General features: G+C 70.4%; 24 protein-coding genes. 16 read left to right on the top strand and 8 right to left on the bottom strand.

Going from position 1 to position 23398, the window contains the following annotated elements; genetic code table 11:
- The first annotated feature begins 175 nt into the window (after positions 1–175).
- Positions 176–1726, top strand: a complete 1551-nt coding sequence (locus DFR69_RS01165) for an RsmB/NOP family class I SAM-dependent RNA methyltransferase (protein WP_373867016.1) — start codon at positions 176–178, stop codon at positions 1724–1726.
- Positions 1727–1896: 170 nt separating this feature from the next.
- On the opposite strand, the gene DFR69_RS01160 is transcribed toward DFR69_RS01165, so the two are convergent.
- Together DFR69_RS01160 and DFR69_RS01155 are read right to left on the bottom strand one after the other, a co-directional pair.
- Positions 1897–2310: an SRPBCC family protein gene (locus DFR69_RS01160; RefSeq protein WP_110035524.1), complete on the bottom strand. Its 414-nt coding sequence runs from the start codon at positions 2308–2310 to the stop codon at positions 1897–1899.
- Positions 2307–2630, bottom strand: a complete 324-nt coding sequence (locus DFR69_RS01155; protein ID WP_208643883.1) for an ArsR/SmtB family transcription factor — start codon at positions 2628–2630, stop codon at positions 2307–2309. The genes DFR69_RS01160 and DFR69_RS01155 overlap by 4 nt, the downstream gene beginning before the upstream one ends.
- A 96-nt stretch (positions 2631–2726) precedes the next feature.
- Here DFR69_RS01155 and DFR69_RS01150 point away from each other — a divergent pair, with 96 nt between their 5' ends.
- Positions 2727–3071: an MmcQ/YjbR family DNA-binding protein gene (locus DFR69_RS01150; RefSeq protein ID WP_110035523.1), complete on the top strand. Its 345-nt coding sequence runs from the start codon at positions 2727–2729 to the stop codon at positions 3069–3071.
- A gap of 27 nt (positions 3072–3098) precedes the next feature.
- Here DFR69_RS01150 and DFR69_RS01145 read toward each other — a convergent pair whose 3' ends face one another.
- On the bottom strand, positions 3099–3992 hold the full coding sequence (locus tag DFR69_RS01145) for an RNA polymerase sigma factor SigF (protein WP_110035522.1): 894 nt from the start codon (positions 3990–3992) through the stop codon (positions 3099–3101).
- Positions 3992–4414 (bottom strand): ATP-binding protein, encoded by a 423-nt coding sequence (locus DFR69_RS01140; RefSeq protein WP_110035521.1) that lies wholly within the window; start codon positions 4412–4414, stop codon positions 3992–3994. Before DFR69_RS01140 ends, DFR69_RS01145 begins: the two co-directional genes overlap by 1 nt.
- 98 nt (positions 4415–4512) lie before the next feature.
- Here DFR69_RS01140 and rpe point away from each other — a divergent pair, with 98 nt between their 5' ends.
- Complete coding sequence (rpe, locus tag DFR69_RS01135; RefSeq protein ID WP_110035520.1) at positions 4513–5169, top strand: ribulose-phosphate 3-epimerase; 657 nt, start codon at positions 4513–4515, stop codon at positions 5167–5169.
- Between the two features lie 13 nt (positions 5170–5182).
- Here rpe and DFR69_RS01130 read toward each other — a convergent pair whose 3' ends face one another.
- Positions 5183–5614, bottom strand: coding sequence for a hypothetical protein (locus DFR69_RS01130; RefSeq protein WP_232999565.1), 432 nt, complete (start codon positions 5612–5614; stop codon positions 5183–5185).
- Between the two features lie 578 nt (positions 5615–6192).
- Here DFR69_RS01130 and DFR69_RS01125 point away from each other — a divergent pair.
- The 4 genes from DFR69_RS01125 (at position 6193) to DFR69_RS01110 (ending at position 9174) form a co-directional block, all read left to right on the top strand.
- Complete coding sequence (locus DFR69_RS01125) at positions 6193–6816, top strand: riboflavin synthase (RefSeq protein WP_110035518.1); 624 nt, start codon at positions 6193–6195, stop codon at positions 6814–6816.
- Between the two features lie 114 nt (positions 6817–6930).
- Positions 6931–8175, top strand: a complete 1245-nt coding sequence (locus DFR69_RS01120) for a bifunctional 3,4-dihydroxy-2-butanone-4-phosphate synthase/GTP cyclohydrolase II (protein ID WP_110035517.1) — start codon at positions 6931–6933, stop codon at positions 8173–8175.
- Between the two features lie 25 nt (positions 8176–8200).
- Positions 8201–8677, top strand: a complete 477-nt coding sequence (gene ribH, locus DFR69_RS01115; RefSeq protein ID WP_110035516.1) for a 6,7-dimethyl-8-ribityllumazine synthase — start codon at positions 8201–8203, stop codon at positions 8675–8677.
- A 2-nt stretch (positions 8678–8679) separates the two neighbouring features.
- Positions 8680–9174, top strand: coding sequence for a PH domain-containing protein (locus DFR69_RS01110; RefSeq protein WP_167456145.1), 495 nt, complete (start codon positions 8680–8682; stop codon positions 9172–9174).
- A 37-nt stretch (positions 9175–9211) separates the two neighbouring features.
- Here the strand turns inward: DFR69_RS01110 and ggt are convergent, their stop codons facing one another.
- Positions 9212–11158, bottom strand: coding sequence for a gamma-glutamyltransferase (gene ggt, locus DFR69_RS01105; protein WP_110035514.1), 1947 nt, complete (start codon positions 11156–11158; stop codon positions 9212–9214).
- Between the two features lie 145 nt (positions 11159–11303).
- Between ggt and DFR69_RS01100 the strand changes: the two genes are divergently transcribed.
- Complete coding sequence (locus DFR69_RS01100) at positions 11304–11996, top strand: HAD family hydrolase (RefSeq protein WP_110035513.1); 693 nt, start codon at positions 11304–11306, stop codon at positions 11994–11996.
- 10 nt (positions 11997–12006) lie between these two features.
- Here the strand turns inward: DFR69_RS01100 and DFR69_RS01095 are convergent, their stop codons facing one another.
- Complete coding sequence (locus tag DFR69_RS01095) at positions 12007–12429, bottom strand: hypothetical protein (RefSeq protein ID WP_110035512.1); 423 nt, start codon at positions 12427–12429, stop codon at positions 12007–12009.
- A 105-nt stretch (positions 12430–12534) separates the two neighbouring features.
- Between DFR69_RS01095 and uvrC the strand changes: the two genes are divergently transcribed.
- The 7 genes from uvrC (at position 12535) to tpiA (ending at position 20845) form a co-directional block, all read left to right on the top strand.
- Positions 12535–14523, top strand: coding sequence for an excinuclease ABC subunit UvrC (gene uvrC / locus DFR69_RS01090; protein ID WP_110035511.1), 1989 nt, complete (start codon positions 12535–12537; stop codon positions 14521–14523).
- Between the two features lie 119 nt (positions 14524–14642).
- On the top strand, positions 14643–15599 hold the full coding sequence (rapZ, locus tag DFR69_RS01085; RefSeq protein ID WP_244198021.1) for an RNase adapter RapZ: 957 nt from the start codon (positions 14643–14645) through the stop codon (positions 15597–15599).
- Positions 15596–16642 carry a gluconeogenesis factor YvcK family protein gene (locus DFR69_RS01080; protein ID WP_110035510.1) on the top strand — a complete coding sequence of 349 codons (1047 nt, stop codon included), beginning with the start codon at positions 15596–15598 and terminating at the stop codon, positions 16640–16642. Before rapZ ends, DFR69_RS01080 begins: the two co-directional genes overlap by 4 nt.
- On the top strand, positions 16633–17616 hold the full coding sequence (gene whiA, locus DFR69_RS01075) for a DNA-binding protein WhiA (RefSeq protein WP_110035509.1): 984 nt from the start codon (positions 16633–16635) through the stop codon (positions 17614–17616). Before DFR69_RS01080 ends, whiA begins: the two co-directional genes overlap by 10 nt.
- Before the next feature lie 201 nt (positions 17617–17817).
- Complete coding sequence (gene gap, locus DFR69_RS01070; RefSeq protein WP_110035508.1) at positions 17818–18834, top strand: type I glyceraldehyde-3-phosphate dehydrogenase; 1017 nt, start codon at positions 17818–17820, stop codon at positions 18832–18834.
- Between the two features lie 4 nt (positions 18835–18838).
- Entirely contained in the window at positions 18839–20053 is a 1215-nt protein-coding gene (locus tag DFR69_RS34940) for a phosphoglycerate kinase (RefSeq protein WP_110035507.1), read from the top strand.
- 3 nt (positions 20054–20056) lie between these two features.
- Positions 20057–20845, top strand: a complete 789-nt coding sequence (gene tpiA, locus DFR69_RS34935) for a triose-phosphate isomerase (protein ID WP_110035506.1) — start codon at positions 20057–20059, stop codon at positions 20843–20845.
- A 60-nt stretch (positions 20846–20905) separates the two neighbouring features.
- On the opposite strand, the gene DFR69_RS01055 is transcribed toward tpiA, so the two are convergent.
- Positions 20906–21697 (bottom strand): META domain-containing protein, encoded by a 792-nt coding sequence (locus DFR69_RS01055; RefSeq protein WP_110035505.1) that lies wholly within the window; start codon positions 21695–21697, stop codon positions 20906–20908.
- 103 nt (positions 21698–21800) lie between these two features.
- Between DFR69_RS01055 and DFR69_RS01050 the strand changes: the two genes are divergently transcribed.
- Complete coding sequence (locus DFR69_RS01050) at positions 21801–23387, top strand: MFS transporter (protein WP_373867017.1); 1587 nt, start codon at positions 21801–21803, stop codon at positions 23385–23387.
- Positions 23388–23398 lie beyond the last annotated feature (11 nt).

Here is a 23398-nt window from a genome sequence, read left to right as displayed (position 1 = left end):
GCGCCGTTTCGGCGGCGGCGGTGAGCGTCGTTCGGGTGGTGCCCGGGGTGGCTCAGCGGTCGGCGCGGGCGGTGTGGGTCGGCGCGACGATCGTTCCGGCGGCGGCATGGGGGAGCGATCCGGCGACGGCGGCGCGCGGCGTTCGAGCGGTGGACGCGGTAATTCGGCCGGCGGCGTGGATCGGCGTGATGGTCGTTCCGGTGGCGCGCGCTCGGGTGGGCACGGCCGATCCGGCGCGGAACGTGATGCGCGTGCAGGGGATTCGCGTGGTGGTTCTCGCGCGGGTGCGGGGGCCGGGCGCGATACCCAGGGTGGTGCGCGGGCCGGCGGCGGGCGGCGGGGCGAGCGGGCCGATCCGAGTGTGCCCAGTCCGCGCAAGCGGCGCGGGGAGCCGGTGGATCCGGCGCGTGAGGTGGCCCTCGATGTGTTGCGCGCGGTGCGGGACCGGGAGGCCTACGCAAACCTGGTGCTGCCGAAGTTGTTGCGCGAGCGCAAGATCAGCGGGCGCGACGCGGCGTTCGCGACCGAACTCACCTATGGCGCGTGCCGTTCGCTCGGCCAGCTCGACGCGGTGATCGCGGCCTGCGCGGGCCGCCCGGTCACCGACATCGACGGGCCGATCCTCGACATCCTGCGGCTCGGCGTCTACCAGCTGCTGCGGACCCGGATCGGCGCGCACGCTGCCGTGGACACCTCGGTCGACCTGGCCAGGTCCGAATTCGGCCAGGGGCGTGCGGGTTTCGTCAACGCGGTGCTGCGGCGCGCGGGGGAGAAGACGGCCGACCAGTGGGTCGCCGAACTGGCGCCCCCCGACCCGGTCGGCGCCCTCGCCTTCGAGTACGCGCACCCGACCTGGATCGCCCAGGCCTTCGCCGACGCGCTCGGCGCCCGCGCCGGGGAACTGGCCGACCTCCTCGCCGCCGACGACGCACGCCCGCTCGTGCACCTGGTCGCGCGGCCCGGCGAGATCACCGCCGAGGAACTGGCCCTGGTCACCGGCGGCGAGGAAGGTCGCTGGTCGCCGTATGCCGTGTACCTCGACGGCGGCGACCCGGGTCAGCTGGAGCCGGTCCGTGAGGGCATCGCCGCCGTGCAGGACGAGGGCAGCCAGCTGGTGGCCCTCGCGCTCAGCCGGGCCCCGCTGCACGGCCCCGACCAGGGGCGATGGCTGGACCTGTGTGCCGGGCCCGGCGGCAAGGCCGCGCTGCTCGGCGCGCTCGCCGCGATCGACCTGTTCACCGTCGACGCCGTGGAACCGGCCGAGCACCGGGCCGAGCTGGTCCGCAAGTCGACCAGGGACCTGCCGGTCACCGTGCACGTCGCCGACGGCCGTGACAGCGGTCTGACCCCTGGCTACGACCGCATTCTCGTCGACGCGCCGTGTACCGGCCTCGGCGCTCTGCGCCGTCGCCCCGAGGCGCGCTGGCGGCGGACCCCGGCCGATGTTCCGGAACTGGTCACCTTGCAGCGCGAACTCCTCGGCGCCGCCTGGGATCTGCTGCGCCCCGGTGGTGTGGTCGTGTACTCCACGTGCTCACCGCACCTGTCCGAAACCCTGGGCGTCGTCGGTGATTTCGTCCGCCGCTCCGGCGCCGAACAGCTCGACACCAGGGAATGCCTGCCGGGCGTCACCGAACTCGGTGACGGACCGTCGGCGCAGCTGTGGCCGCACCGACACGGCACCGACGCCATGTTCATCGCGGCGCTGCGCAAACCGCTCGACTGACGGGACGTGATCGCGGGTGGCCTGGGCCCGCCGGCGGCCGGGTCCGCAGTCGGCGGCCCGGTGGTCGCGCGACGCCGAGGAGAGGCCGTGAAAGTTTCTCTCCGGCAACGACTCTCACGGTGTGCGCCCCGCCGTGCTCGGATGGATCGATGCGAGCACGGCAGAGCGCCTCACACTCCGGTGAGCGCGCCGTCGATCCGGCGCAGCAGCCCCGGCCACCCGCGCCCCATCCCCTCGAACGCCGCCTTCCCCAGCGGCGAATCGAGATCGAAGCCGGCGTGCTCGAGCAGCAACCGGGTACCGGTGCCCTCGGGACGCAGCTCCCAGGTGATCGTGGTGCCGAGCGAACCGGGCGCGAAGCTGTAGCGCAGCAGTCGCTCCGGTTCGACCTCGAGGACCTCGCACTCCTGGGCGCCCCATTTCCCCATGTCCAGGGTGAACCGGTGGCCGACCACGGGGCGGACGTCCCCGGCGGCCCACCACTTCGCGTGCAGCTCGGGTTCGGTCAGTGCCCGCCAGACGGCCGCGGGCGGATGCCCGAGGAACTGATCGCAGCGGATGACGCTCGGTTCGGTGGTCGTCATGGATTCTCCTCGTCGAGTAGGTCGCGCAGCGCGCCCATCCGGGCGCGCCAGTAGTGCTCGAACGGGTGCAGCCACGCGCCGACCTCGGCGAGTGGGTCCGCGTCGAGGTGGTAGTACCGGTGCCGCCCCCGCGGCTCCTCGCGCACGAGCCCGGCATGCCGCAGCACTGCCAGATGCTCGGACACCGCGGGTCTGCTCAACGCGAATCGACCGGCCAGGTCGCCCGCCGCGCGCGGGCCTTCCCGCAGCGCTTCGAGCAGCTGACGCCGGACGGGGTTGGCCAGGGCGCTGAAGACATCGACTGCTACCACGCTCACCACTATGCGTCGGATAGTTCCGACATGTCAACTTTTCCCGACATGTCGGCGCGACATTCGTCCAAGCGCGGGGTCGTCGCGCGAGCGCAGAATCGATCCATGGCGATGACATGGGAACAGGTGGTGGGCGTGGCGACGGCGTTGCCGGGCGTCGCGGAGGGAACCTGGTGGCGCTCACCCGGGCTGAAAGTCGGCGGCAAGGGATTCGCGCGACTTCGCGACGAGGCGGAAGGCGGGCTTGCGCTGCTGTGTGAGATCCCGGAGAAGGAAGCCCTGCTGGCCTCCGGCGATCCGGCGTTCTACACGACCCCGCACTACGACGGGCATCCGTTCATCCTGATCGATCTCGCGGTCGTCGACCCGGATCAGCTGGCCGAACTCGTCGACGCGGCATGGTGGCTGCGTGCTCCGGCCCGGTTGCGGCGGGAGCGGCAGGGCGCGTAGGGACGCCGTTGTCCCGCGGCGCGGCCGTCAGTCCCGTTCGGACAATTCGCGCAGACGCGCAAGGGTTTTCGCGAGGATGCGCGACACGTGCATCTGCGAGATGCCGAGCTGGGACGCGATCTGGGTCTGCGTCATGGACTCGAAGAACCGCATGGTCAGGATGCGCCGCTCGCGCTCGGGCAGGCCCGCGAGCAGCGGGCGCACCGCGATGTACTCCTCGACCCGGTCGAACTGCGATTCCTCCTCACCCAGGGTGTCCAGCAGGGAGGCGTCGCTGTCGCGACCGACCGAGGCGGCGTCGATCGAGGTGGGCTGATAGGCGTTGCCCGCGATGACCGCCTGGGTCACCTCGTCGGGGTCGACATCGAGTTCGGCCGCGATCTCCTTGGCCGTGGGGGAACGGCCGAGCCGCTGCGAGAGCTGGTCGACCGCCGCGCCGATGCGAAGATGGGTCTCCTTGACTCGCCGCGGCACCCGCATCGCCCAGGTGTTGTCGCGGAAGTAGCGCCGGACCTCGCCCATGATCGTCGGCACCGCGAAGGACAGGAAGTTCGAGCCGCGACTGAGATCGAACCGGTCCACCGCGTGCACCAGGCCGACCCGCGCCACCTGCGACAGATCGTCGAACGGTTCGCCGCGCCCGCTGAACTTCCTGGCGATGTGATCGGCCAGCGGGATGCAGCGGTTGATCAGCGCGTCCCTGGCGATCGCGTGCTCGGCACTGCCGGGTTCGGTCGCGGCGAGACGCTCGAACAGCGCGCTCACATCGTCGTATCCGGAGACCGGCTCCTCGGTCTCGTCGTCCTCGGTCTCCGCCTCCACCGGGTTCTCCGGCTCGGCGGGCTTGTCCGCGGTGGTCTCGGTGTCGGTGCTGCTGTCCTGGTCGGGCGCGTGCTCTTCGGTGGTGTCCTCGCCGCGCACTACGCCTTCCCCCGGACCCGACGGAATCGGACCGTCGTCGGATATCCGGCCACGGCCGCGTCGTAGCCCTGCTGGTCGGCGCTCACCTCGTCGCTGAGCGTGCGCAGCACATGCCAGCCGAAGCTGCGCTGGTCCGGCATGCCCTCCGTGCCCGCGACACCGTCGACCCGCACCAGCAGTTCGGTGTCGCCGACGAGGAATTCGCAGGTGAGCTGCGAATCCGGGGCCGCGATCGCGATCAGCGTCGAGCAGACCTCGTCCACCGCCAGGCGCACGTCGGCGACCTCGTCGAGGGTGAAATCGCTGAGCAGGACCAGGGTTTCGGCCAGGCCGCGCAGGATGGGCAGCTGGTTGAGCGAAGCTGCTACGCGAATCTCCACCGGGGCACTGAACAGCCCTTGTTCCGCCGAAATATTGGTCACCCTATGCAGGCTACCCACATCCCCCCGGGGCAATCACCATTTGGTCGCTACACTTGCGCGCTGTGTCCACACCGACGTTCTCCCGCCCGGCGAAGCCGATGATCGCCCCGTCCATCCTGTCCGCGGACTTCGCGAACCTGGCCGCTGAGGCGGCCGCCGTCGAAGGATGCGACTGGCTCCACGTCGATGTCATGGACGGCCATTTCGTGCCGAACCTCACACTGGGCCTGCCCGTGGTGCAGAGCCTGCTGAAGGCCACCGACATCCCGTTCGACTGCCACCTGATGATCGACGATCCGGGCCGCTGGGCGCCGGGCTACGCCGAGGCCGGCGCCTACAACGTCACCTTCCACGCCGAGGCGACCGACGACCCGATCGCGGTGGCCCGTGACATCCGCGCCGCGGGCGGCAAGGCGGGACTGTCGGTGAAGCCGAAGACGCCGATCGAGCCGTACCTGGAGATCCTGCGCGAATTCGACACCCTGCTGGTGATGAGCGTCGAGCCCGGCTTCGGCGGCCAGTCGTTCATTCCCGAGGTGCTGGAGAAGGCGCGGATCGTGCGCAATCTGGTCGACGCGGGGGAATTGCGGCTCGTCGTGGAGATCGACGGCGGCATCAACACCGACACCATCGAGCAGGCCGCCGCGGCGGGTATCGATTGCTTCGTCGCGGGATCGGCGGTCTACAACACCGCCGATCCCGGGGCCGCCGTGCAGACGCTGCGCAGCATGGCGACTGCCGTCTGGCAGCCGTAAACGGCGAATTCGGTTACAGGGAGCGGAGTTTGCGGGTGCCCAGCGCCCGCGCCGCCTCGATCACGGCGTGCAGTGGCGGCCGGTTGTCGGCCGCCTCCGGCGCCTGCACCCAGGTGCGGTACCCGGTGCGCTCGTCGTCGGGGGAGGGCAGCACGATCTGGCTGCCGTGGCACGCGACCGTCGCGTAGAGCCGGAACAGTTCGGCCGAGGCGGTGGTGGTGAGCGTGTCGGGGCGGCACGGGCCGGTGAGGAAGGTCCAGCGCCTGGCCCTCGGATGCGCGACGACCGGACCCGCGATCGCGGCCTCGCGCAACCGGGCCTGCACCCGCTCGCCGAGATCACCCGGCATGGTGACCGCGCCGTAGTGCGCGCCGATCTGCAGCAGAATGCGGCGCGAGTCCGGCTCGATCGTCGCGGGCAGGTGGAGTTCCCGCCGATAACGCACGCAACGAATTTCCAGCGCGGAATCCAATAATGTGCTCACACGGCACCCCCACACGTAGCGAACTTGTTGTGACCCACAGTTGTCTGTCTTCCTGGAGTGGTGGACTAGCCCTGGGTCGAACTCCCCGTGGCGGCATCGCCGCGGGTCGGATGCGCCGCCGCACCGGCCGGGTAAGCAGTTGAACGGCGGGAATCGGCGACATAACAATATTGCGTCAATGGCGGGATCGGCGCAAGCATTCGAATCATCGTGTTTGCGAGTTCGGCATTCCTGGGTAAAGCAAGGATAGGACCGCCGTCGGAATGACCGCGACCGGTTCTTCGAAAATTCGATTGAACGATTACCGCCGGATTGATTAACGGCGGTGTTCAGTCGTGCCGACCTGCTTTCACCGCCGAATCGATGACGCGTCGCTCTTTTCGGCGAGGTCTTCGTGCCCACGGTCGGATCCGACCCCGAGTCGATGGTCCGCACAGTGCCCGCCACTAGGCTGTGCGGCGAACGGGTACCGCCGGGAATAGCGGCCGCGCACCCGCTGTTGGCCCATCGGGGTACAGGAAGCGACAAGGGAGTCAGGCATGTTCACAGGGATCGTCGAAGAGCTGGGCGAGATCGTCGCCACCGAACAGCTGACCGACGCCGCCCGGTTGACGATCCGCGGCAAGCTGGTGACTTCCGATGCCGGGCACGGTGATTCGATCGCCGTCAACGGGGTCTGCCTCACCGTGGTCGACGTCGTCGACGGCGACAGTTTCACCGTCGACGTGATGGCCGAGACCCTGAACCGGTCGAGCATCGGCGCGCTGACCGTCGGCTCCCGGGTCAACCTCGAACGCGCGGCCGCGCTCAACAGCAGGCTGGGCGGTCACCTCGTGCAGGGACACGTCGACGGCACCGGCACCGTGCTCGCCCGCACGCCGTCGGAGAACTGGGAGGTCGTGCGGATCTCGCTGCCCGACGCGATCGCGCGCTATGTGGTGGAGAAGGGCTCGATCACCGTCGACGGCGTCTCGCTCACCGTCTCGGGCCTCGGCCGCGACGCCGAGCCCGCCGCCGACGGCGCCACGGACTGGTTCGAGGTCTCGCTGATCCCGACCACCCTCGCGCTCACCGTCCTGGGCACCGCGCCGGTCGGCACCACGGTGAATCTCGAGGTCGACGTGATCGCCAAGTACGTGGAGCGACTCGCGCAGCGCGGGTGACCCAGCAGACGGGATGCGGTCGCCGGAACCCCCGATCGCAGGCCGTAATGTGGTAGCCAGTGCCATCCCCGGCAACCCGCGGCGTCAGCCGCCAAGAATACGGAGCAAGCAGACGTGACCAGGTTGGACAGCATCGAGCGCGCGGTCGCCGATATCGCGGCCGGTAAGGCTGTCGTCGTCGTCGACGACGAGGACCGGGAGAACGAGGGCGATCTCATCTTCGCGGCCGAGAAGGCCACCCCGGAGCTGGTCGCGTTCATGATCCGCTACACCTCCGGCTACATCTGCGTGCCGCTGACCGGCGACGACTGCGACCGCCTCGGGCTGCCGCCCGCCTACGCGATGAACCAGGACAAGCACGGCACCGCCTACACGGTCTCGGTCGACGCCCGCGAGGGCATCACCACCGGTATCTCCGGCGCGGACCGCGCGGTGACCATGCGCCTGCTGGCCAGCGCCCAGGCCAAGGCCGACGACTTCACCAGGCCCGGCCACGTGGTGCCGCTGCGCGCCAAGGACGGCGGCGTGCTGCGCAGGCCCGGTCACACCGAGGCCGCGGTCGACCTGGCCAGGATGGCGGGGCTGCGTCCGGCGGGCGTGATCTGCGAGATCGTCAGCCAGAAGGACGACGGGCACATGGCCCGCACCGACGAGCTGCGCGTCTTCGCCGACGAGCACGATCTGGCGATGATCTCGATCGCCGACATGATCGCCTGGCGGCGCAAGCACGAGAAGCACGTCGTGCGGGTGGCCGAGGCGCGCATCCCGACCGCGCACGGCGACTTCAAGGCCGTCGGCTACCAGAGCATCTTCGACGAGGCCGAGCACGTGGCGCTGGTCCGCGGCGACATCGCCGACGGCGAGGACGTGCTGGTGCGCGTGCACTCCGAATGCCTCACCGGCGATGTCTTCGGTTCGCTGCGCTGCGACTGCGGCCCCCAGCTGGACGCCGCGCTGGAGATGGTTGACCAGGAGGGTCGCGGTGTCGTGCTGTACATGCGCGGGCACGAGGGCCGCGGCATCGGCCTGATGCACAAGCTGCAGGCCTACCAGCTGCAGGACACCGGCCGCGACACCGTCGACGCCAACCTCGACCTCGGCCTGCCCGCCGACGCCCGCGACTACGGCACCGGCGCGCAGATCCTGGTCGACCTGGGCATCCGTTCGATGCGGCTGCTCACCAACAACCCGGCCAAGCGGGTCGGGCTCGACGGCTACGGTCTGCGGATCACCGAGCGGGTGCCGATGCCGTTGCGCGCCAATGCCGAGAACCTGCACTACCTGCGCACCAAGCGGGACCGGATGGGGCACGACCTGGTCGGCCTCGACGATCTGGACCTCGGCGAAACCGCGCAGTGACCACCACTTCCGAAAGGTAGCAACGATGAGCGGCACGGGTGTCCCGTCCTTCGCGCTGGCACAGGCCACAGACGTCCGGCTCGGCATCGTCGCCTCGCGCTGGCACACCGAGATCTGCGACACCCTGGTCGCCAACGCGGAACGGGTCGCGAAGGAAGCCGGCGTCGAGCACATCACCGTGGTGCGCTGCGCCGGCGCCATGGAGCTGCCGGTGGTCGCCCAGGAGCTGGCCCGCACGCACGACGCCGTCGTCGCGCTCGGCGTCGTGATCCGCGGTGGCACACCGCATTTCGAGTACGTGTGTGACGCGGTGACCGCGGGGCTGACCCGGGTGTCGCTGGACGCGGCCACCCCGGTCACCAACGGTGTGCTCACCACCAACGACGAGGAACAGGCGCGCGATCGGGCCGGGCTGCCCGGTTCGGCCGAGAACAAGGGCGAGCAGGCGTGCGCCGCCGCCCTCGACGCCGCGCTCACCCTGCGCGCGCTGCGATCGGCGTGACCGTGCCGGTGGTACGGACCTGGCGACGCGGCGCGGGCGCTCCCGAACCCGGTGCGGAGTGGGAGCTGGAGGTGCGGCCCCGCCGGGCGGTCCGCACCGCCGTCGTGGTGGCGATCGTCATCCTGGTCTTCTTCACCGCGGGCGGGATCCTGCTGCGTACCGGGTCGACGGGCGTGAACTTCCGGTTCGCCGACCAGATCGCGATGGTCCTGATCGGCGTGATCGGCGCGGGCGCGGTTCTGTTGCTGACCCGGCCCCGGGTCCGCGCGGGCGCCCGTGGCGTCTCCGTCCGCAACATCCTCGGCGACCACGAATACCCGTGGGCCTACATCCGGGGCGCCTCGTTCCCCGACCGGAAGTCCTGGGCCCGCCTCGAGCTGGCCGACGACGACTACGTCCCGATGCTGGCGATCCGCTCCAACGACAAGGCGTACGCCGCCGACGCCATCGAGCGCTTGCGCGAACTCGGCGCCCGCTACTCGGCCACCGAGGACTGAACCGGGCCGGTCGAACACCGGCCCGGTGCCGCGCGAGCTAGCGGGTGTCGCCCAGGACCGCGCCTTCGCGGCGGGGATCGGCGCCGCCGGTCCAGCCGTCGGTGCCGTCACGCTGCAGGGCGCTCAGGCCGCTGGTCTGCGGTGCCACCGACACCTGGTGGCCCATGGCGCGCAGCCGTTGCACGAGGGGATCGTGATCGCCGTTGTCGGTGGCGTCGATGGCCGGATGCTCGCCGCCGATGCCGGTGACCGGCGTGTTGCCGGCGCCGAAGGCCACACCGGAGACCGCCTGCTGCGGATCGACGCCCCAGTCGAGGACGTTGACCAGGGTCTTCACCACGAACTGGATGATCACCGAGCCGCCGGGGGAGCCGGTGACGAGGGCCAGGTCGCCGCGATCGCCCGCGTCGTTGCGATCGAAGACCAGCGTCGGCGCCATGGAGCTGCGGGGCCGCTTGCCCGGCTGCAGGCGGTTGGCGACCGGGGTGCCGTCCGGGTCGAGCGGGTCGCTCGCGAAGTCGGTGAGCTGATTGTTCAGCAGGAACCCGTCGACGAAGTGGAACGAACCGAACGCCGACTCGACCGTCGTGGTCATCGCCGCGGCATTGCCGTACTTGTCGACCACCGAGATGTGGCTGGTGCCGTGCTCGGGCGGCTGCGGGCCGTTGCCCAGCGGCACCGGACCGAGATCGCCGGGCTTGGCGGTGCCCATGCTGCGCTGCGGGTCGATCAGCGTGGAACGCTGCTTCAGGTACTGCGGATGAACCAGGGACAGGGCCGAATTACCGGGCAGCGGAACGAAATCCGGGTCGGCGACGTACTTGTTGCGGTCGGCGTAGGCGAGCCGCTCGGCCTCCGAGATCAGGTGGACGGCCTGCGCGTCCGGGCGCCCGCCGTTGGCGTCGAGCTCCTGCGGACGCAGCGCGGCGAGGTCGAAATTGGCCAGGATGCCCAGTGTCGCGGCGACCGTGGTGCCGCCCGAGGACGGCGCGGGCATGCCGCACAGCTCATACTTGCGGTAGCCGGTGCACAGCGCGGTGCGCTTGATCGCCTGGTAGTTCGCCAGGTCGGTGGTGGTGAGCTGACTCGGCGTGCGCCCGCCCGCGGTGCTGCCCGCGGCCTCGACGATGTCCTGCGCGATCGCGCCGGTGTAGAGGGCCTGCGCGCCGTCGGTGGCCACGGCGGACAGGGTCTTCGCCAGCGCGGGGTTGGTCAGCAGGGTGCCCGACTTCTTGGGCGCGCCGTCCGGCTCGAGGAAGTAGCTGCGCGCGCCCTCGTCGGCCGCGAGGTCCTTCGCGGACTCGGCGATCTGCCCGGCCAGGCGCGGGCTGATCTCGAACCCGGCGTCGGCCAGGTCGATCGCGGGATCGAACAGGTCCTTCCACGCGGTCGTGCCGTGCTCGCGGTGGGCGAGTTCGAGCATCCGCAGCACCCCGGGGACGCCGATCGAGCGGCCGCTGGCACGGGTGTTCGGCGCGGGCTCGGTGCGGTCGGTGTCGCTGACCCAGCGCAGGTAGTTCTCGGTGGCCGCGGCCGGTGCAGTCTCGCGGCCGTCGTAGGCCTCGACGGTGCGCGACTTCGCGTCGTAGTGCACCAGGAACGCGCCGCCGCCGATCCCGGAGGCCTGCGGTTCGACCAAGCCGAGCACCGCCTGCGCGGTGACCAGCGCGTCGGCCGCGGTGCCGCCCTCGCGCAGCACCCGACACGCGGCCTCGGTGGCCAGCGGATTCGCGGTGGACACGGCGTAGGTGCGGGTGCGCACCGCGGTCATGTCCGAGCGGTAGCCCGACGCGATCTCCGGGTTGGTGCTGAGGTTCTGCGAGGTCGGAGCGCCGGTGGCGGGTGCGGCCGAGACGGGGGTGCCGTTCGGTGTGCTCGTGCACTCGGCGGCCGCGTTGTCCTCGGACGAACAGCCCGTCAGCAGTCCCATGGTGAGCAGACCGGCCGCCGCGGCCCCGATCCACGTCTGTCGCCTTGGCGTCATCCTGGCAGCGTAACCCCGCCCGGCCCGACGGGCCGCCCTTTTCCCCACCACGAGGCGGCGGCGCGACGGTGACGGCGGCGCGAATGTTCGGTGGCCGAACCGATTTCCGCCGGGTCGCCCGCGCGGTGCTCGCTACCCTGGCGACATGGATATCGACGCGGTGCTGTTCGACTTCTCCGGCACGGTCTTCCGGCTCGAGGACGACCGGACCTGGGCCGACGAGCTGATCGACGAGGCGGGCGCGCCGTTCGACGTCGCCGCGAAAGCCGAAGTGCTGCGGCGCATGACCGCCCCGGTGGAACAGTTCATGACCTTCGACGCGGCGGGCCAGCACGCCTGGGACCACCGTGACCTCGACCCGGCGCTGCACCGGCACGCGTATCTCGAGGTGCTGCGCGGCTCCGGGGTTCCCGACCACCAGGCGGGCAGGCTCTACGAACGCCTGATCGACCCCCTCGCGTGGACCCCGTATCCCGACACCGGAACGGCCCTGGAATCGCTGACCGCCCACGGGATTCCGATCGGGATCGTCAGCAATATCGCCTTCGACATCCGGCCCGCCTTCGCCCGGCACGGCTGGACGGAGTTGATCGGCGCGATGACGCTGTCCTTCGAGGTCGGCGCGATCAAGCCGAGCGCCGAGATCTTCCGCGACGCCATCGACCGCCTCGGTGTCGCGCCGGAGCGCGTCCTGATGATCGGTGACAGCGCCGAGGCCGACGGCGGCGCGACGCTGCTCGGCGCCCGCTTCGCCCTCGTCGACCCCTTGCCGACCGCCGATCGCCCGCGCGCGCTGATCGACGCGCTCGCCGCCCACGGGATCCCCGTGGGCGGCTGACTCCCGAAGGTCAGCGCTCGCGGGTGAACCAGGCCTTCGCGGAGGGCCGCAGCAGCAGGGCGAGGATCGCGCCGTTGGCGACGATGCCGACCGCGCCGGGCGGCAGGCCCGTGAGGATGCCGGTGCTCGACACCAGCGCGGCCAGCGCGGCGAGGGCGACCGCCGCCTGCCTGACCCGGTCGCCGCCGCGCCCGAACAGCAGCGACAGCGGGGCCAGCGCGAGGCTGGGGAGGTAACCCGCGACCAGGGTGCCCAGCGAGCCGTCCGTCCCGAGCGCGACCGTGAGCACGATCAGCACCATCCCAACCAGCGTCGCGACCAGCGCGATCAGCCGGGCGCCGCGGACCGTGCCGGGCATCAGGCCGGGCGGCGGCGCCTCGTCGGCGTAGCGGTCGTCGAGGGGTGTGGGCAGGGCGGCGGTGGCGTCGGTCAACGGTGGTCCTTTCCGGAACGAATCCGGACATTCACGGTACACGGGCGGACCAGCCGGTCCGGTCGGGTCGGTGAGCCTGTCGGACCGGGTCGATAGGCTGGACAGGTGGCAGATCCCGCGACGTACCGGCCGGCGCCGGGCACCATTCCCGTCGAACCCGGTGTGTACAAGTTCCGGGACGCGCACGGGCAGGTCGTCTACGTCGGCAAGGCCAAGAGCCTGCGCAGCAGACTGAACTCCTACTTCGCCGACGTGTACTCGCTGCACCCGCGCACCAAGCAGATGGTGACCACGGCCGCCAGCGTGGAGTGGACGGTCGTCTCCACCGAGGTCGAGGCGCTGCAGCTCGAGTACAACTGGATCAAGGAATTCGATCCGCGGTTCAACGTCCGCTACCGCGACGACAAGACCTACCCGGTGCTCGCGGTCACGCTGAACGAGGAGTACCCGCGCCTGTTCGTCTACCGCGGCGCCAGGAAAAAGGGCGTGCGCTACTTCGGTCCCTACGCGCACGCGTGGGCGATCCGCGAGACCCTCGACCTGCTGCTGCGCGTGTTCCCCGCGCGCACGTGTTCCAACGGAGTCTTCAAGCGGCACAACCAGATCGGGCGGCCCTGCCTGCTCGGCTACATCGACAAGTGCTCGGCGCCGTGCGTGGGCAGGGTCACCGCCGACGAGCACCGCCGGATCGTCGACGACTTCTGCGACTTCCTCTCCGGCCGGACCGACAAGATGGTGCGCGCGCTCGAACGGCGCATGCACGAGGCCGCCGAGGACCTCGACTTCGAGACCGCGGCACGCCTGCGCGACGACGTGCAGGCCCTGCGCCGCGCGCTGGAGAAGCAGGCGGTCGTGCTGGGCACGGGCACCGACGCCGACGTGATCGCCTTCGCCACCGACGAATTGGAGGCGGCCGTGCAGATCTTCCACGTCCGCGACGGCCGGGTCCGCGGCCAGCGCGGCTGGGTGGTCGACAAGTCCGGCGACGCGCTCGACGTCGCCGAATCCGGCACCGAACTCGCCGCACTGGTCGAACAGTTCCTCACGCAGTTCTACGGCGAGCAGGCCGCCATGGCCGACCAGAACGCCGACGCCGAGGTGATCGTCGTCCCGCGCGAGGTGCTCGTCCCCGAACTGCCCGCCGACGCCGTCCAGATCCAGCAGTGGCTGAGCGAACTGCGCGGCTCGGCGGTCTCGCTGCGGGTGCCGCAGCGCGGCGACAAGAAGGCGCTCGCCGAGACGGTGCAGCGCAACGCGGGCGAGGCGCTGGCCCAGCACAAGCTCAAGCGGGCGGGCGACCTGACCTCCAGATCACAAGCGCTGCAGGACATCCAGGACTTCCTCGACCTCGACAGCGCGCCGCTGCGGATCGAGTGCGTCGACATCAGCCACGTGCAGGGCACCGACGTGGTCGCCTCGCTGGTGGTCTTCGAGGACGGCCTCGCCCGCAAATCCGACTACCGGCACTACGCCATCAAGGAGGCCGCGGGCGACGGGCGCTCCGACGACGTCGGCAGCATCGCCGAGGTGACGCGCCGCCGCTTCGCCCGCCTCGCCCGCGACCGGCAGCAGGTCGCCGAGCTCGAACCCGACGAGACCGACGAGCCGAGCTCGCGGCGCGGCGTCGATCCCGCCACCGGCAAACCGCGCCGCTTCGCCTACCCGCCGAATCTCTACGTGGTCGACGGCGGGGCGCCGCAGGTCGCCGCGGCCGCCGAGGTGCTCGACGAGCTCGGCATCACCGACGTCGCCGTCATCGGGCTGGCCAAACGCCTCGAAGAGGTATGGGTCCCAGGCGAACCCGACCCGGTGATCATGCCCCGCAACAGCGAGGCGCTGTACCTGCTGCAACGCGTGCGCGACGAGGCGCACCGCTTCGCCATCACCTTCCATCGCAGCAAGCGCTCGCGCCGGATGACGGCGTCGGCGCTGGACTCGGTGCGCGGCCTCGGTGAGGCAAGGCGCACCGCGCTGGTCACCCATTTCGGCTCGGTCGCCCGGATCAAAGACGCGACCGTCGACGAGATCACCGCGGTGCCCGGCATCGGCGTCTCCACGGCGAAGGCGGTGCTCGAAGCACTCAACAGCCCGTAGTGGGGGCGGGGCGGATCACAGGACGCAAGATTGCGAGTGCCGTACGTTGTGTGTCTGCGCCCGATACCCGAACCGGTGCGGGATGATCGAAAGGCACCCAGAAACGGATCCGGTAGGACATGACACGCGTCGAATCGAACAACAATGCGGGGGCGGCACCCGGGAAGGCCGGGTCGGTCTCCGACACACAGCAGCCAGTGGAAGTGGTCATCGTCACCGGTCTGTCCGGTGCGGGCCGCGGTACCGCCGCACGTGTATTGGAGGATCTCGGCTGGTACGTCACCGACAACCTGCCGCCCGAGCTGATCGGGCGGATGATCGAACTCGGCGCCGCGGCCGACCCGCCGATCAGGCGGCTCGCCCTGGTGATGGATGTGCGCAGCCGGTTCTTCACCGGTGACCTCTCCGGCGTCACCGAGCAACTGCGCGGCATGGGCATCCGCACGCGCGTACTGTTCCTCGAGGCCTCCGACGACGTGCTGATCCGGCGCTTCGGCTTCGCCAGGCGCAGGCACCCGTTGCAGAGCGACAGCCCCGACGGCACGCTCTCGGCGGGCCTGACCGCCGAGCGGGTCCGGCTGGCCGCGGTGAAGGCGGCGGCCGATGTCGTCATCGACACCACCGAGCTCTCGATCCATCAGCTGCACCGCAAGCTGGAGGAGGTCTACGGCGCGGGCGCGCCCGCCGCACTCCAACTGACCGTGCAGTCCTTCGGCTTCAAGTACGGTGTTCCACTCGACGCCGACATGGTGTTGGATGTGCGATTCCTGCCCAACCCGCACTGGATTCCCGAACTGCGGGAGCACACGGGCCAGGAATCGGTGGTCAGCGACTACGTGTTGTCGAGGCCGGGCGCGCAGGACTACCTGTCGACCTGCCACCATCTCGTCGACCTGACCACGACCGGATACCGCCAAGAGGGGAAGCGATACATGACGGTGGCAGTGGGGTGCACCGGCGGCAAACATCGCAGCGTCGCGATCGCCGAGGCGCTCGGTGAACGCATCGGCGCCGATACCGGGCACGCGGCGGTGGACGTCGTCCGCGTCGTGCACCGGGATCTGGGGCGCGAATGAGTGGCTGGGAGGCCGATCCAGCCGTCGTCGCGCTGGGCGGCGGCCACGGGCTCTACGCGACCCTGACCGCGGTGCGCAGGCTGACCAGGCGGATCACCGCGGTCGTGACGGTGGCCGACGACGGCGGGTCCTCCGGCCGCCTGCGCGGTGAGCTGGGCATGCTGCCGCCGGGCGACCTGCGGATGGCGCTGGCCGCGCTCGCCGAGGACGGCGACGGCGTGTGGGCGACCACGGTGCAGCACCGCTTCGGCGGAACGGGCGCGCTGGCCGGTCACTCGGTCGGCAACCTGATCCTGGCCGGGCTCACCGACGTGCTCGGCGACCCGGTGGCCGCGCTGGACGAGGTGGGCAGGCTGCTGCGGATCACCGGCCGGGTGCTGCCCATGTCGCCGATCCCCCTCGACATCGAGGCCGAGGTGTCGGGGCTGGAGTCGGACCCGCGGATCGGCCGGTGCGTGCGCGGCCAGGTTGCGGTGGCGACCACGCCGGGTAAGGTCCGGCGGGTGCGGCTGATTCCGTCCGATCCGCCTGCCAGCCCCGAAGCCACCTCGGCCATCGAGCACGCGGATGTCGTTGTGCTGGGCCCGGGTTCGTGGTTCACCAGCGTCATTCCGCATGTGCTGGTGCCGCACCTGCACGACGCGCTCGTGCACACCAGGGCGCGCAAGGTGCTCGTGTTGAACCTGGCGGCGGAGCCGGGGGAGACGGCCGGGTTCTCCGCCGAACGTCATCTGCATGTATTGTCCCAGCACGCACCGGATTTCGCGGTCGACGACGTGCTCGTCGACTCGGCGTCGGTGCCCGAGGGGCGGCAACGGGAACATGTGGCAAGAGCCGCCGAACAGTTGCGCGCACGGGTAACGTTCTGCGATGTCGCCGAGCCGGGAACGGATCGGCATCATCCCGGAAAACTAGCCGCCGCACTGGATCAGCTGATCCAGCAGCCGCGGCCGCAACTGGCAGGGCTTCGAGTCGAGGGACGGCACACGGGATCGGATGTGCGTTCCGGGTCGGTGGGAAAGGAGCGCGTCTCGTGGCGATGACAGCCGAGGTGAAGGACGAGCTGAGCAGGCTCGTGGTGTCGCAGGTCAGCTCGCGTAAGGCGGAATTGTCGGCCTTGCTGCGGTTCGCTGGCGGTCTGCACATCGTCGGGGGCCGGGTGATCGTCGAGGCCGAGGTGGACATGGGGTCCATCGCGCGGCGGTTGCGCCGGGAGATCTTCGAGCTCTATGGATACGGCTCCGATGTGCACGTGCTCGGCGCGGGCGGGTTGCGCAAGACCTCCCGCTACGTCGTGCGGGTGTCCAAGGAGGGTGAGGCGCTGGCCCGCCAGACCGGGTTGCTCGATGTACGCGGACGCCCCGTGCGCGGGCTGCCCGCGCAGGTGGTCGGCGGCAGTATCGGCGACGCCGAAGCGGCCTGGCGTGGCGCGTTTCTGGCGCACGGTTCGCTCACCGAACCGGGCCGGTCCTCCGCGCTCGAGGTGAGCTGCCCCGGACCGGAGGCGGCCCTGGCGCTGGTCGGCGCCGCGCGGCGGCTCGGCATCACCGCCAAGGCGCGGGAAGTCCGCGGCACCGATCGCGTGGTCGTCCGTGACGGCGAGGCCATCGGCGCGCTGCTCACCCGGATGGGCGCGCAGGACACCAGGCTCACCTGGGAGGAACGCCGGATGCGCCGCGAGGTGCGGGCCACCGCCAACCGGCTCGCCAACTTCGACGACGCCAACCTGCGCCGCTCGGCGCGGGCGGCCGTCGCGGCGGCGGCCAGGGTGGAGCGCGCGCTGGAGATCCTCGCCGACGACGTGCCCGACCATCTGGCCGCGGCGGGCAAGCTGCGCGTGGAGCACCGGCAGGCCTCGCTCGAGGAACTCGGCCAGCTGGCCGACCCGCCGATGACGAAAGACGCTGTCGCCGGTCGCATCCGGCGGCTGCTGTCGATGGCCGACCGGCGCGCGAAGGATCTGGGCATCCCCGATACCGAGTCGGCGGTCACCGCGGAGCTCCTCGACGACGCCTAGAGGCCCGCGCGGCGAACGTGTGGGGAATCCGACGTTTTGGGCAGAGCGGTCATGCATGACCGCTCTGCCCTTTACTCTGGGCGTTCCTGGAGGTCAGGGGCCAGGGACTCACAAACCGCAGGTGGGTGTCGGTGGGGTTGGGTCGACTACTACTGTGGTTACCGTCGGAATGAATCCGCTTGAAAGCTGAGGAGCGATAACGTGACTGTCCGGGTAGGTATCAACGGCTTCGGTCGTATCGGACGTAACTTCTTCCGTGCGGTGGAGGCGCTGAAGGCTGTCGGCAAGACCGATATCGAGATCGTCGCGGTCAACGACCTCACCGACATCAACACCCTCGCCACCCTGCTGAAGTACGACTCCATCCTGGGTCGTCTGCCGCAGGACGTGTCGGTCGACGGTGACACCATCGTGGTCGGCGAGCAGCGGATCAAGGCGCTCGCGATCAAGGAGGGCCCCTCGGCGCTGCCGTGGGCCGACCTGGGCGTCGACGTGGTCGTCGAGTCCACCGGTATCTTCACCGCCGCCGAGAAGGCCAAGGGCCACCTGTCGGCCGGCGCCAAGAAGGTCATCATCTCCGCGCCCGCCACCGGCGACGACATCACCATCGTCATGGGCGTCAACGATGACAAGTACGACGGCACCCAGAACATCATCTCCAACGCCTCGTGCACCACGAACTGCCTCGGCCCGATCGCGAAGGTCCTGCACGACTCCTTCGGCATCGAGCAAGGTCTGATGACCACCATCCACGCGTACACCCAGGACCAGAACCTGCAGGACGCGCCGCACAAGGACCTGCGTCGTGCCCGCGCCGCGGCCCTGAACATCGTGCCCACCGGCACCGGCGCCGCCAAGGCCATCGGCCTGGTGCTGCCCGAGCTGCAGGGCAAGCTCGACGGCTACGCGCTGCGCGTTCCGGTCCCGACGGGCTCGGTCACCGACCTGACCGCGACCCTGACCAAGGCCGCCACCATCGACGAGATCAACGCCGCGATGAAGGCCGCCGCCGAGGGTCCGATGAAGGGCATCCTGAAGTACAACGAGGACCCGATCGTGTCGAGCGACATCGTCACCGACCCGCACTCCTCGATCTACGACGCCCCGCTGACCAAGGTCATCGGCAACGAGGTCAAGGTCGTGTCCTGGTACGACAACGAGTGGGGTTACTCCAACCGCCTCGCGAACCTGGTCGATCTCGTCGGCAAGTCGCTCTGACGCGATGACGGTCAAGACACTCCAGGATCTCCTGGCCGAGGGTGTCGAGGGTCGGGGCGTACTCGTGCGCTCCGACCTGAACGTCCCCCTCGACGACAACGGCCAGATCACCGACCCGGGCCGCATCATCGCCTCGGTGCCGACGATCCAGGCGCTGGTCGAAGCGGGCGCCAAGGTCGTCGTGATGGCGCACCTCGGCCGCCCCAAGGGCGAGCCCGACGCCAAGTTCTCGCTGGCCCCGGTGGCCGCGAAGCTGGCCGAACTGCTGGGCCGCAACGTCCAGCTGGCCGGCGACGTGGTCGGCTACGACGCGCTCTCGCGCTCGGAGGGCCTGACCGACGGTGACGTGCTGTTGCTGGAGAACGTGCGCTTCGACGCGCGCGAGACCAGCAAGGACGACGCCGAGCGGGCGAAGCTGGCGGCGGCCTACGTGGAACTGGTCGGCGACGACGGTGCGTTCGTCTCCGACGGTTTCGGTGTGGTGCACCGCAAGCAGGCCTCGGTCTACGATGTCGCCCAGCTGCTGCCGCACTACGCGGGCACCCTGGTCGCCGCCGAGGTCGACGTCCTGCGCAAGCTCACCGAGGACCCGGCCCGCCCGTACGCGGTGGTGCTCGGCGGCTCCAAGGTCTCGGACAAGCTGGCCGTGATCGAGGCGCTGGCCCCCAAGGTCGACACCCTGGTGATCGGCGGCGGCATGTGCTTCACCTTCCTTGCCGCACAGGGCCTTTCGGTGGGCACCTCGCTGCTCCAGGAAGAGATGATCGACACCTGCAAGGGGCTGCTCGAGCGCTTCGGCGACGTGCTGCACCTGCCGGTCGACATCGTCGCCGCCGACAAGTTCGCCGCCGACGCGGAATCGAAGACGGTCGCGTCGACGGAGATCCCCGACGGCTGGATGGGTCTGGACATCGGCCCCGAGTCGGTGTCGCGGTTCGCCGCGCTGCTGACCGAGGCGAAGACGGTGTTCTGGAACGGCCCGATGGGCGTGTTCGAATTCGAGAACTTCGCCGCGGGCACCCGCGGGGTGGCCGAGGCCATCGTGACCGCGACCGGCAAGGGCGCGTTCACCGTGGTCGGCGGCGGTGACTCGGCCGCTGCCGTGCGCACGCTCGGTCTGCCCGACGACGGCTTCTCGCACATCTCCACCGGTGGTGGCGCGTCCCTGGAATACCTGGAAGGCAAAGAGCTGCCCGGTATTTCGGTGCTGGAGGGCTGAGCGATGGCAGCACGCAAGCCGCTCATCGCGGGCAACTGGAAGATGAACCTCAACCACCTCGAGGCCATCGCGCTGGTGCAGAAGGTGGCCTACGCGCTGCCGGAGAAGTACTTCGCGAAGGTCGACGTGTCGGTGATCCCGCCGTTCACCGATCTGCGCAGCGTGCAGTCGGTGGTGGAGGGCGACAAGCTGCTGCTCACCTACGGTGCGCAGGACGTGTCGGTGCACGACTCGGGCGCCTACACCGGCGAGGTCAGCGGCTCGATGCTGGCCAAGCTGGGCTGCACCTTCGCGGTGGTGGGGCACTCGGAGCGTCGTCAGTACCACAACGAGGACGACGCGATCGTGCTGGCCAAGGCCAAGCAGGCGCTGAAGAACGAGATCACCCCGATCGTCTGCATCGGTGAGGGTCTCGGGGTCCGCGAGGCGGGCACGCACGTCGAGTACAACCTCGAGCAGCTGCGTGGTTCGCTGAAGGGCCTGACGGCCGAGCAGATCGCGCAGGTCGTCATCGCCTACGAGCCGGTCTGGGCCATCGGCACCGGCAAGGTCGCCTCGGCGGCCGACGCGCAGGAAGTCTGCGGCGCGATCCGGGCCGAGCTGGCCGAGCTGGCCTCGCCCGAGGTCGCCGCGACCGTGCGCGTGCTCTACGGCGGCTCGGTCAACGCCAAGAACGTCGGCGAGCTGGTCGGTCAGCCCGACATCGACGGCGCCCTGGTCGGCGGTGCCTCGCTCAAGGCGGAGGAGTTCGCCACCCTGTCGGCGATCGCCGCGGGTGGCCCGCTGCCCTGATCGGGAGCTGAACACCCTGTCGAAAGGCCGGAAACCCCAGCGGTTTCCGGCCTTTCGCGGTCACTGGGCGTGCAGGACGAGGCCGTAGCCGTTCTCGTTGCGGATCGTGAGGGTGTCGGCGTCGACGGTGGCGGTGGTCTTGCCGTCCAGGGCGCGCAGCACGTCGTTCTCGACCTCCATCACGTCCGGACCGCACATCATCTTGGTGGTGCCCACGGCGAAGGCCACCGCGTCGCCGGGGCCCACCCCCGCGGTGCCCGACATCCGGTTGCAGCCCGCCAGCCCGTTGACGGTGCCGCCCTCGCCGATGGTGAGGTTCGGCCGCACCTCGTCGAGAGTGGTCGACCGGACCTGGCCCTGCGGGGTGAGCAGGGTGGTGACGATCCAGGTGGTCCCGAGCAGCGGCTTGTCGGGGGTGACGATCTTCTTGTCGGTGAGGTGGACGGTGACGGTCTCGCCGGTGAGGGTGAGGGTGTCGCCCTCGAGCCGCCAGGCGGGACCGGATTCGAGGAACGCGGTCTGCCAGGCGTCGGCGTTGCCGCGATCGCCCGCGCAGGCCATCAGGGTGCCCGCCATCGGCGAGGTGGGATGCAGGACATGGTTGCTCAGATCGACGGTGCCGCTGCTGGTGTTGCAGCCGGAGTTGGCCGAGACGCGGCCGTCGGCGAAGGTGAGCGTCATCGGACCGCCGCCGGGGATGGCGCCGCCGATCACCTCGGTGGAGATGTAGGTGTGGCCCATCGGGGTCGCGGTGTCCGCCGGCTCGTTGCCGGAATCGGACGAGGAGCAGGCCGTGGCCGCGGCGACGGCGAGCACACAGAGCGCGGCGAGGCGGAGCGGGGATGCCGACATGGGGCCATCGTAGTGCGACCGGCGTCGTGCCCGGTCGTGGTGCGCGCGGTCTCGCGTGGCGTCGCGACCCGATCGCCGGGGATATGCTCGGCGGGTGACGAGCGTGGCGACGGGACCGGTGTCGACGTGGGCGCCGTTGCGGTCGCCGGTGTTCCGGGCGCTGTGGATCGCGCAGCTGGTGTCGAATCTGGGCACGTGGATGCAGACGGTCGGCGCCCAGTGGATCCTGGTCGACGCGCCGAACGCGGCGGCGCTGGTGTCGTTCGTGCAGACCGCGCTGGCCTTGCCCGTCATGTTGCTGTCGATCCCGTCGGGCGTGCTGGCCGACCTGGTCGACCGGCGCAGACTGCTCCTGGGCGCGCAGTCCGGCATGGCACTGGCCTCGCTGACTCTCACGGTGTTCACCGCCACCGGCCACACGACCCCCGCGGTCCTGTTGACCCTGCTGTTCCTGCTCGGCTGCGGGCAGGCGCTCACGGCGCCCGCGTGGCAGGCGATCCAGCCGGAACTGGTGCCCCGCGACCAGATCACCTCCGCCGCGGCGCTGGGCAGCATGAGCGTCAACATCGGCAGGGCGGTCGGGCCGGCGGTGGCGGGTGTGATCGTCTCGATCGCCGGACCGACCGTGGTGTTCGCCTTCAACACGCTGTCGTTCGTCGGGATCGTCGCGGTGCTGGTGGTGTCGAAGTGGCCGACCCGGCCGCGCACCCTGCCCACCGAGCGCCCGCTCGCCGCGCTGCAGGCTGGCACCCGGTTCATTCGCGCCGCGCCCGCGATCCGGCGGGTGCTGTTCCGCGCGATCCTGTTCATCGCGCCCGCGAGCGCGGTGTGGTCGCTGCTGCCGGTGATCGCACACGACCGGCTCGGGCTGGCCTCCGACGGCTACGGTCTGCTGCTCGGCGCGCTCGGGTTGGGCGCGGTGTGCGGGGCGCTGGGCCTGTCCCGGCTGCGGGTGCTGTTCACCCCGACCCAGCGCCTGGCCCTGGCCGCGGTGCTGTTCGGGCTCGGCGCGGTGGCGACGGCGCTGGTGCCGAGCGTGCCGATCGTGCTGGTGCTGCTGGTCGGCGCGGGTCTGGCGTGGCTGCTGGCCATGTCGACCCTGAACTCGACGATGCAGTTGCTGTTGCCCGCGTGGGTGCGCGCACGTGGGCTGTCGGTGTACATGCTGGTGTTCATGGGCGGGCAGGCCATCGGTTCGCTGCTGTGGGGTCTGGTCGCCGGCGCGTACGGCGCGGTGGCGGCGCTGCTGATCGCCGCCGTGCTGCTGGCCTGCTGCGCGGTGAGCACGCTCTGGTGGCCGATCTGGCACAACGTGGAGGACATCGACCTGTCCCCGGCGGCGTTCTGGCCCGAACCGCAGCTCGTGGTCGAGCCGGATCCCATGGACGGGCCGGTGCTGGTGATGCGCGGCTACGATGTGCCGCCCGCCGACGTCGCCGCGTTCACCGAGGCGATGGCCCTGGTCGGGCGGTCCAGGCAGCGGACAGGCGCGATGGAATGGCGGCTCTACCGTGACGTCGGCATCCTCGACCGGTTCGTCGAGGCGTTCGTCGTGCGGTCCTGGGCCGAACACATGCACCAGCACCAGGTGCGGCTGACCGCGCGCGACCGGGAGATCGAGCAGACCGTCGCGCACTGGTCGGCGGGACCGGAGACGGTGTCCCACCTGGTGGCGGTCGAGCCTGGTTAGACCCATCCGGC

This window comes from Nocardia neocaledoniensis (assembly GCF_003182135.1).
GTDB lineage: Bacteria > Actinomycetota > Actinomycetes > Mycobacteriales > Mycobacteriaceae > Nocardia > Nocardia neocaledoniensis.
This window is presented reverse-complemented; position numbering and strand designations above follow the sequence as displayed.

Coding starts and splice junctions, on each gene's coding strand:
- rapZ (WP_244198021.1), top strand. CDS start 14,643: ATGACACGCGTCGAATCGAACAACAATGCGGGGGCGGCACCCGGGAAG.
- DFR69_RS01150 (WP_110035523.1), top strand. CDS start 2,727: ATGGCGATGACATGGGAACAGGTGGTGGGCGTGGCGACGGCGTTGCCG.
- DFR69_RS01160 (WP_110035524.1), bottom strand. CDS start 2,310: ATGACGACCACCGAACCGAGCGTCATCCGCTGCGATCAGTTCCTCGGG.
- DFR69_RS01100 (WP_110035513.1), top strand. CDS start 11,304: ATGGATATCGACGCGGTGCTGTTCGACTTCTCCGGCACGGTCTTCCGG.
- DFR69_RS01055 (WP_110035505.1), bottom strand. CDS start 21,697: ATGTCGGCATCCCCGCTCCGCCTCGCCGCGCTCTGTGTGCTCGCCGTC.
- tpiA (WP_110035506.1), top strand. CDS start 20,057: ATGGCAGCACGCAAGCCGCTCATCGCGGGCAACTGGAAGATGAACCTC.
- DFR69_RS34940 (WP_110035507.1), top strand. CDS start 18,839: ATGACGGTCAAGACACTCCAGGATCTCCTGGCCGAGGGTGTCGAGGGT.
- ggt (WP_110035514.1), bottom strand. CDS start 11,158: ATGACGCCAAGGCGACAGACGTGGATCGGGGCCGCGGCGGCCGGTCTG.
- ribH (WP_110035516.1), top strand. CDS start 8,201: ATGAGCGGCACGGGTGTCCCGTCCTTCGCGCTGGCACAGGCCACAGAC.
- rpe (WP_110035520.1), top strand. CDS start 4,513: ATGATCGCCCCGTCCATCCTGTCCGCGGACTTCGCGAACCTGGCCGCT.
- DFR69_RS01080 (WP_110035510.1), top strand. CDS start 15,596: ATGAGTGGCTGGGAGGCCGATCCAGCCGTCGTCGCGCTGGGCGGCGGC.
- DFR69_RS01125 (WP_110035518.1), top strand. CDS start 6,193: ATGTTCACAGGGATCGTCGAAGAGCTGGGCGAGATCGTCGCCACCGAA.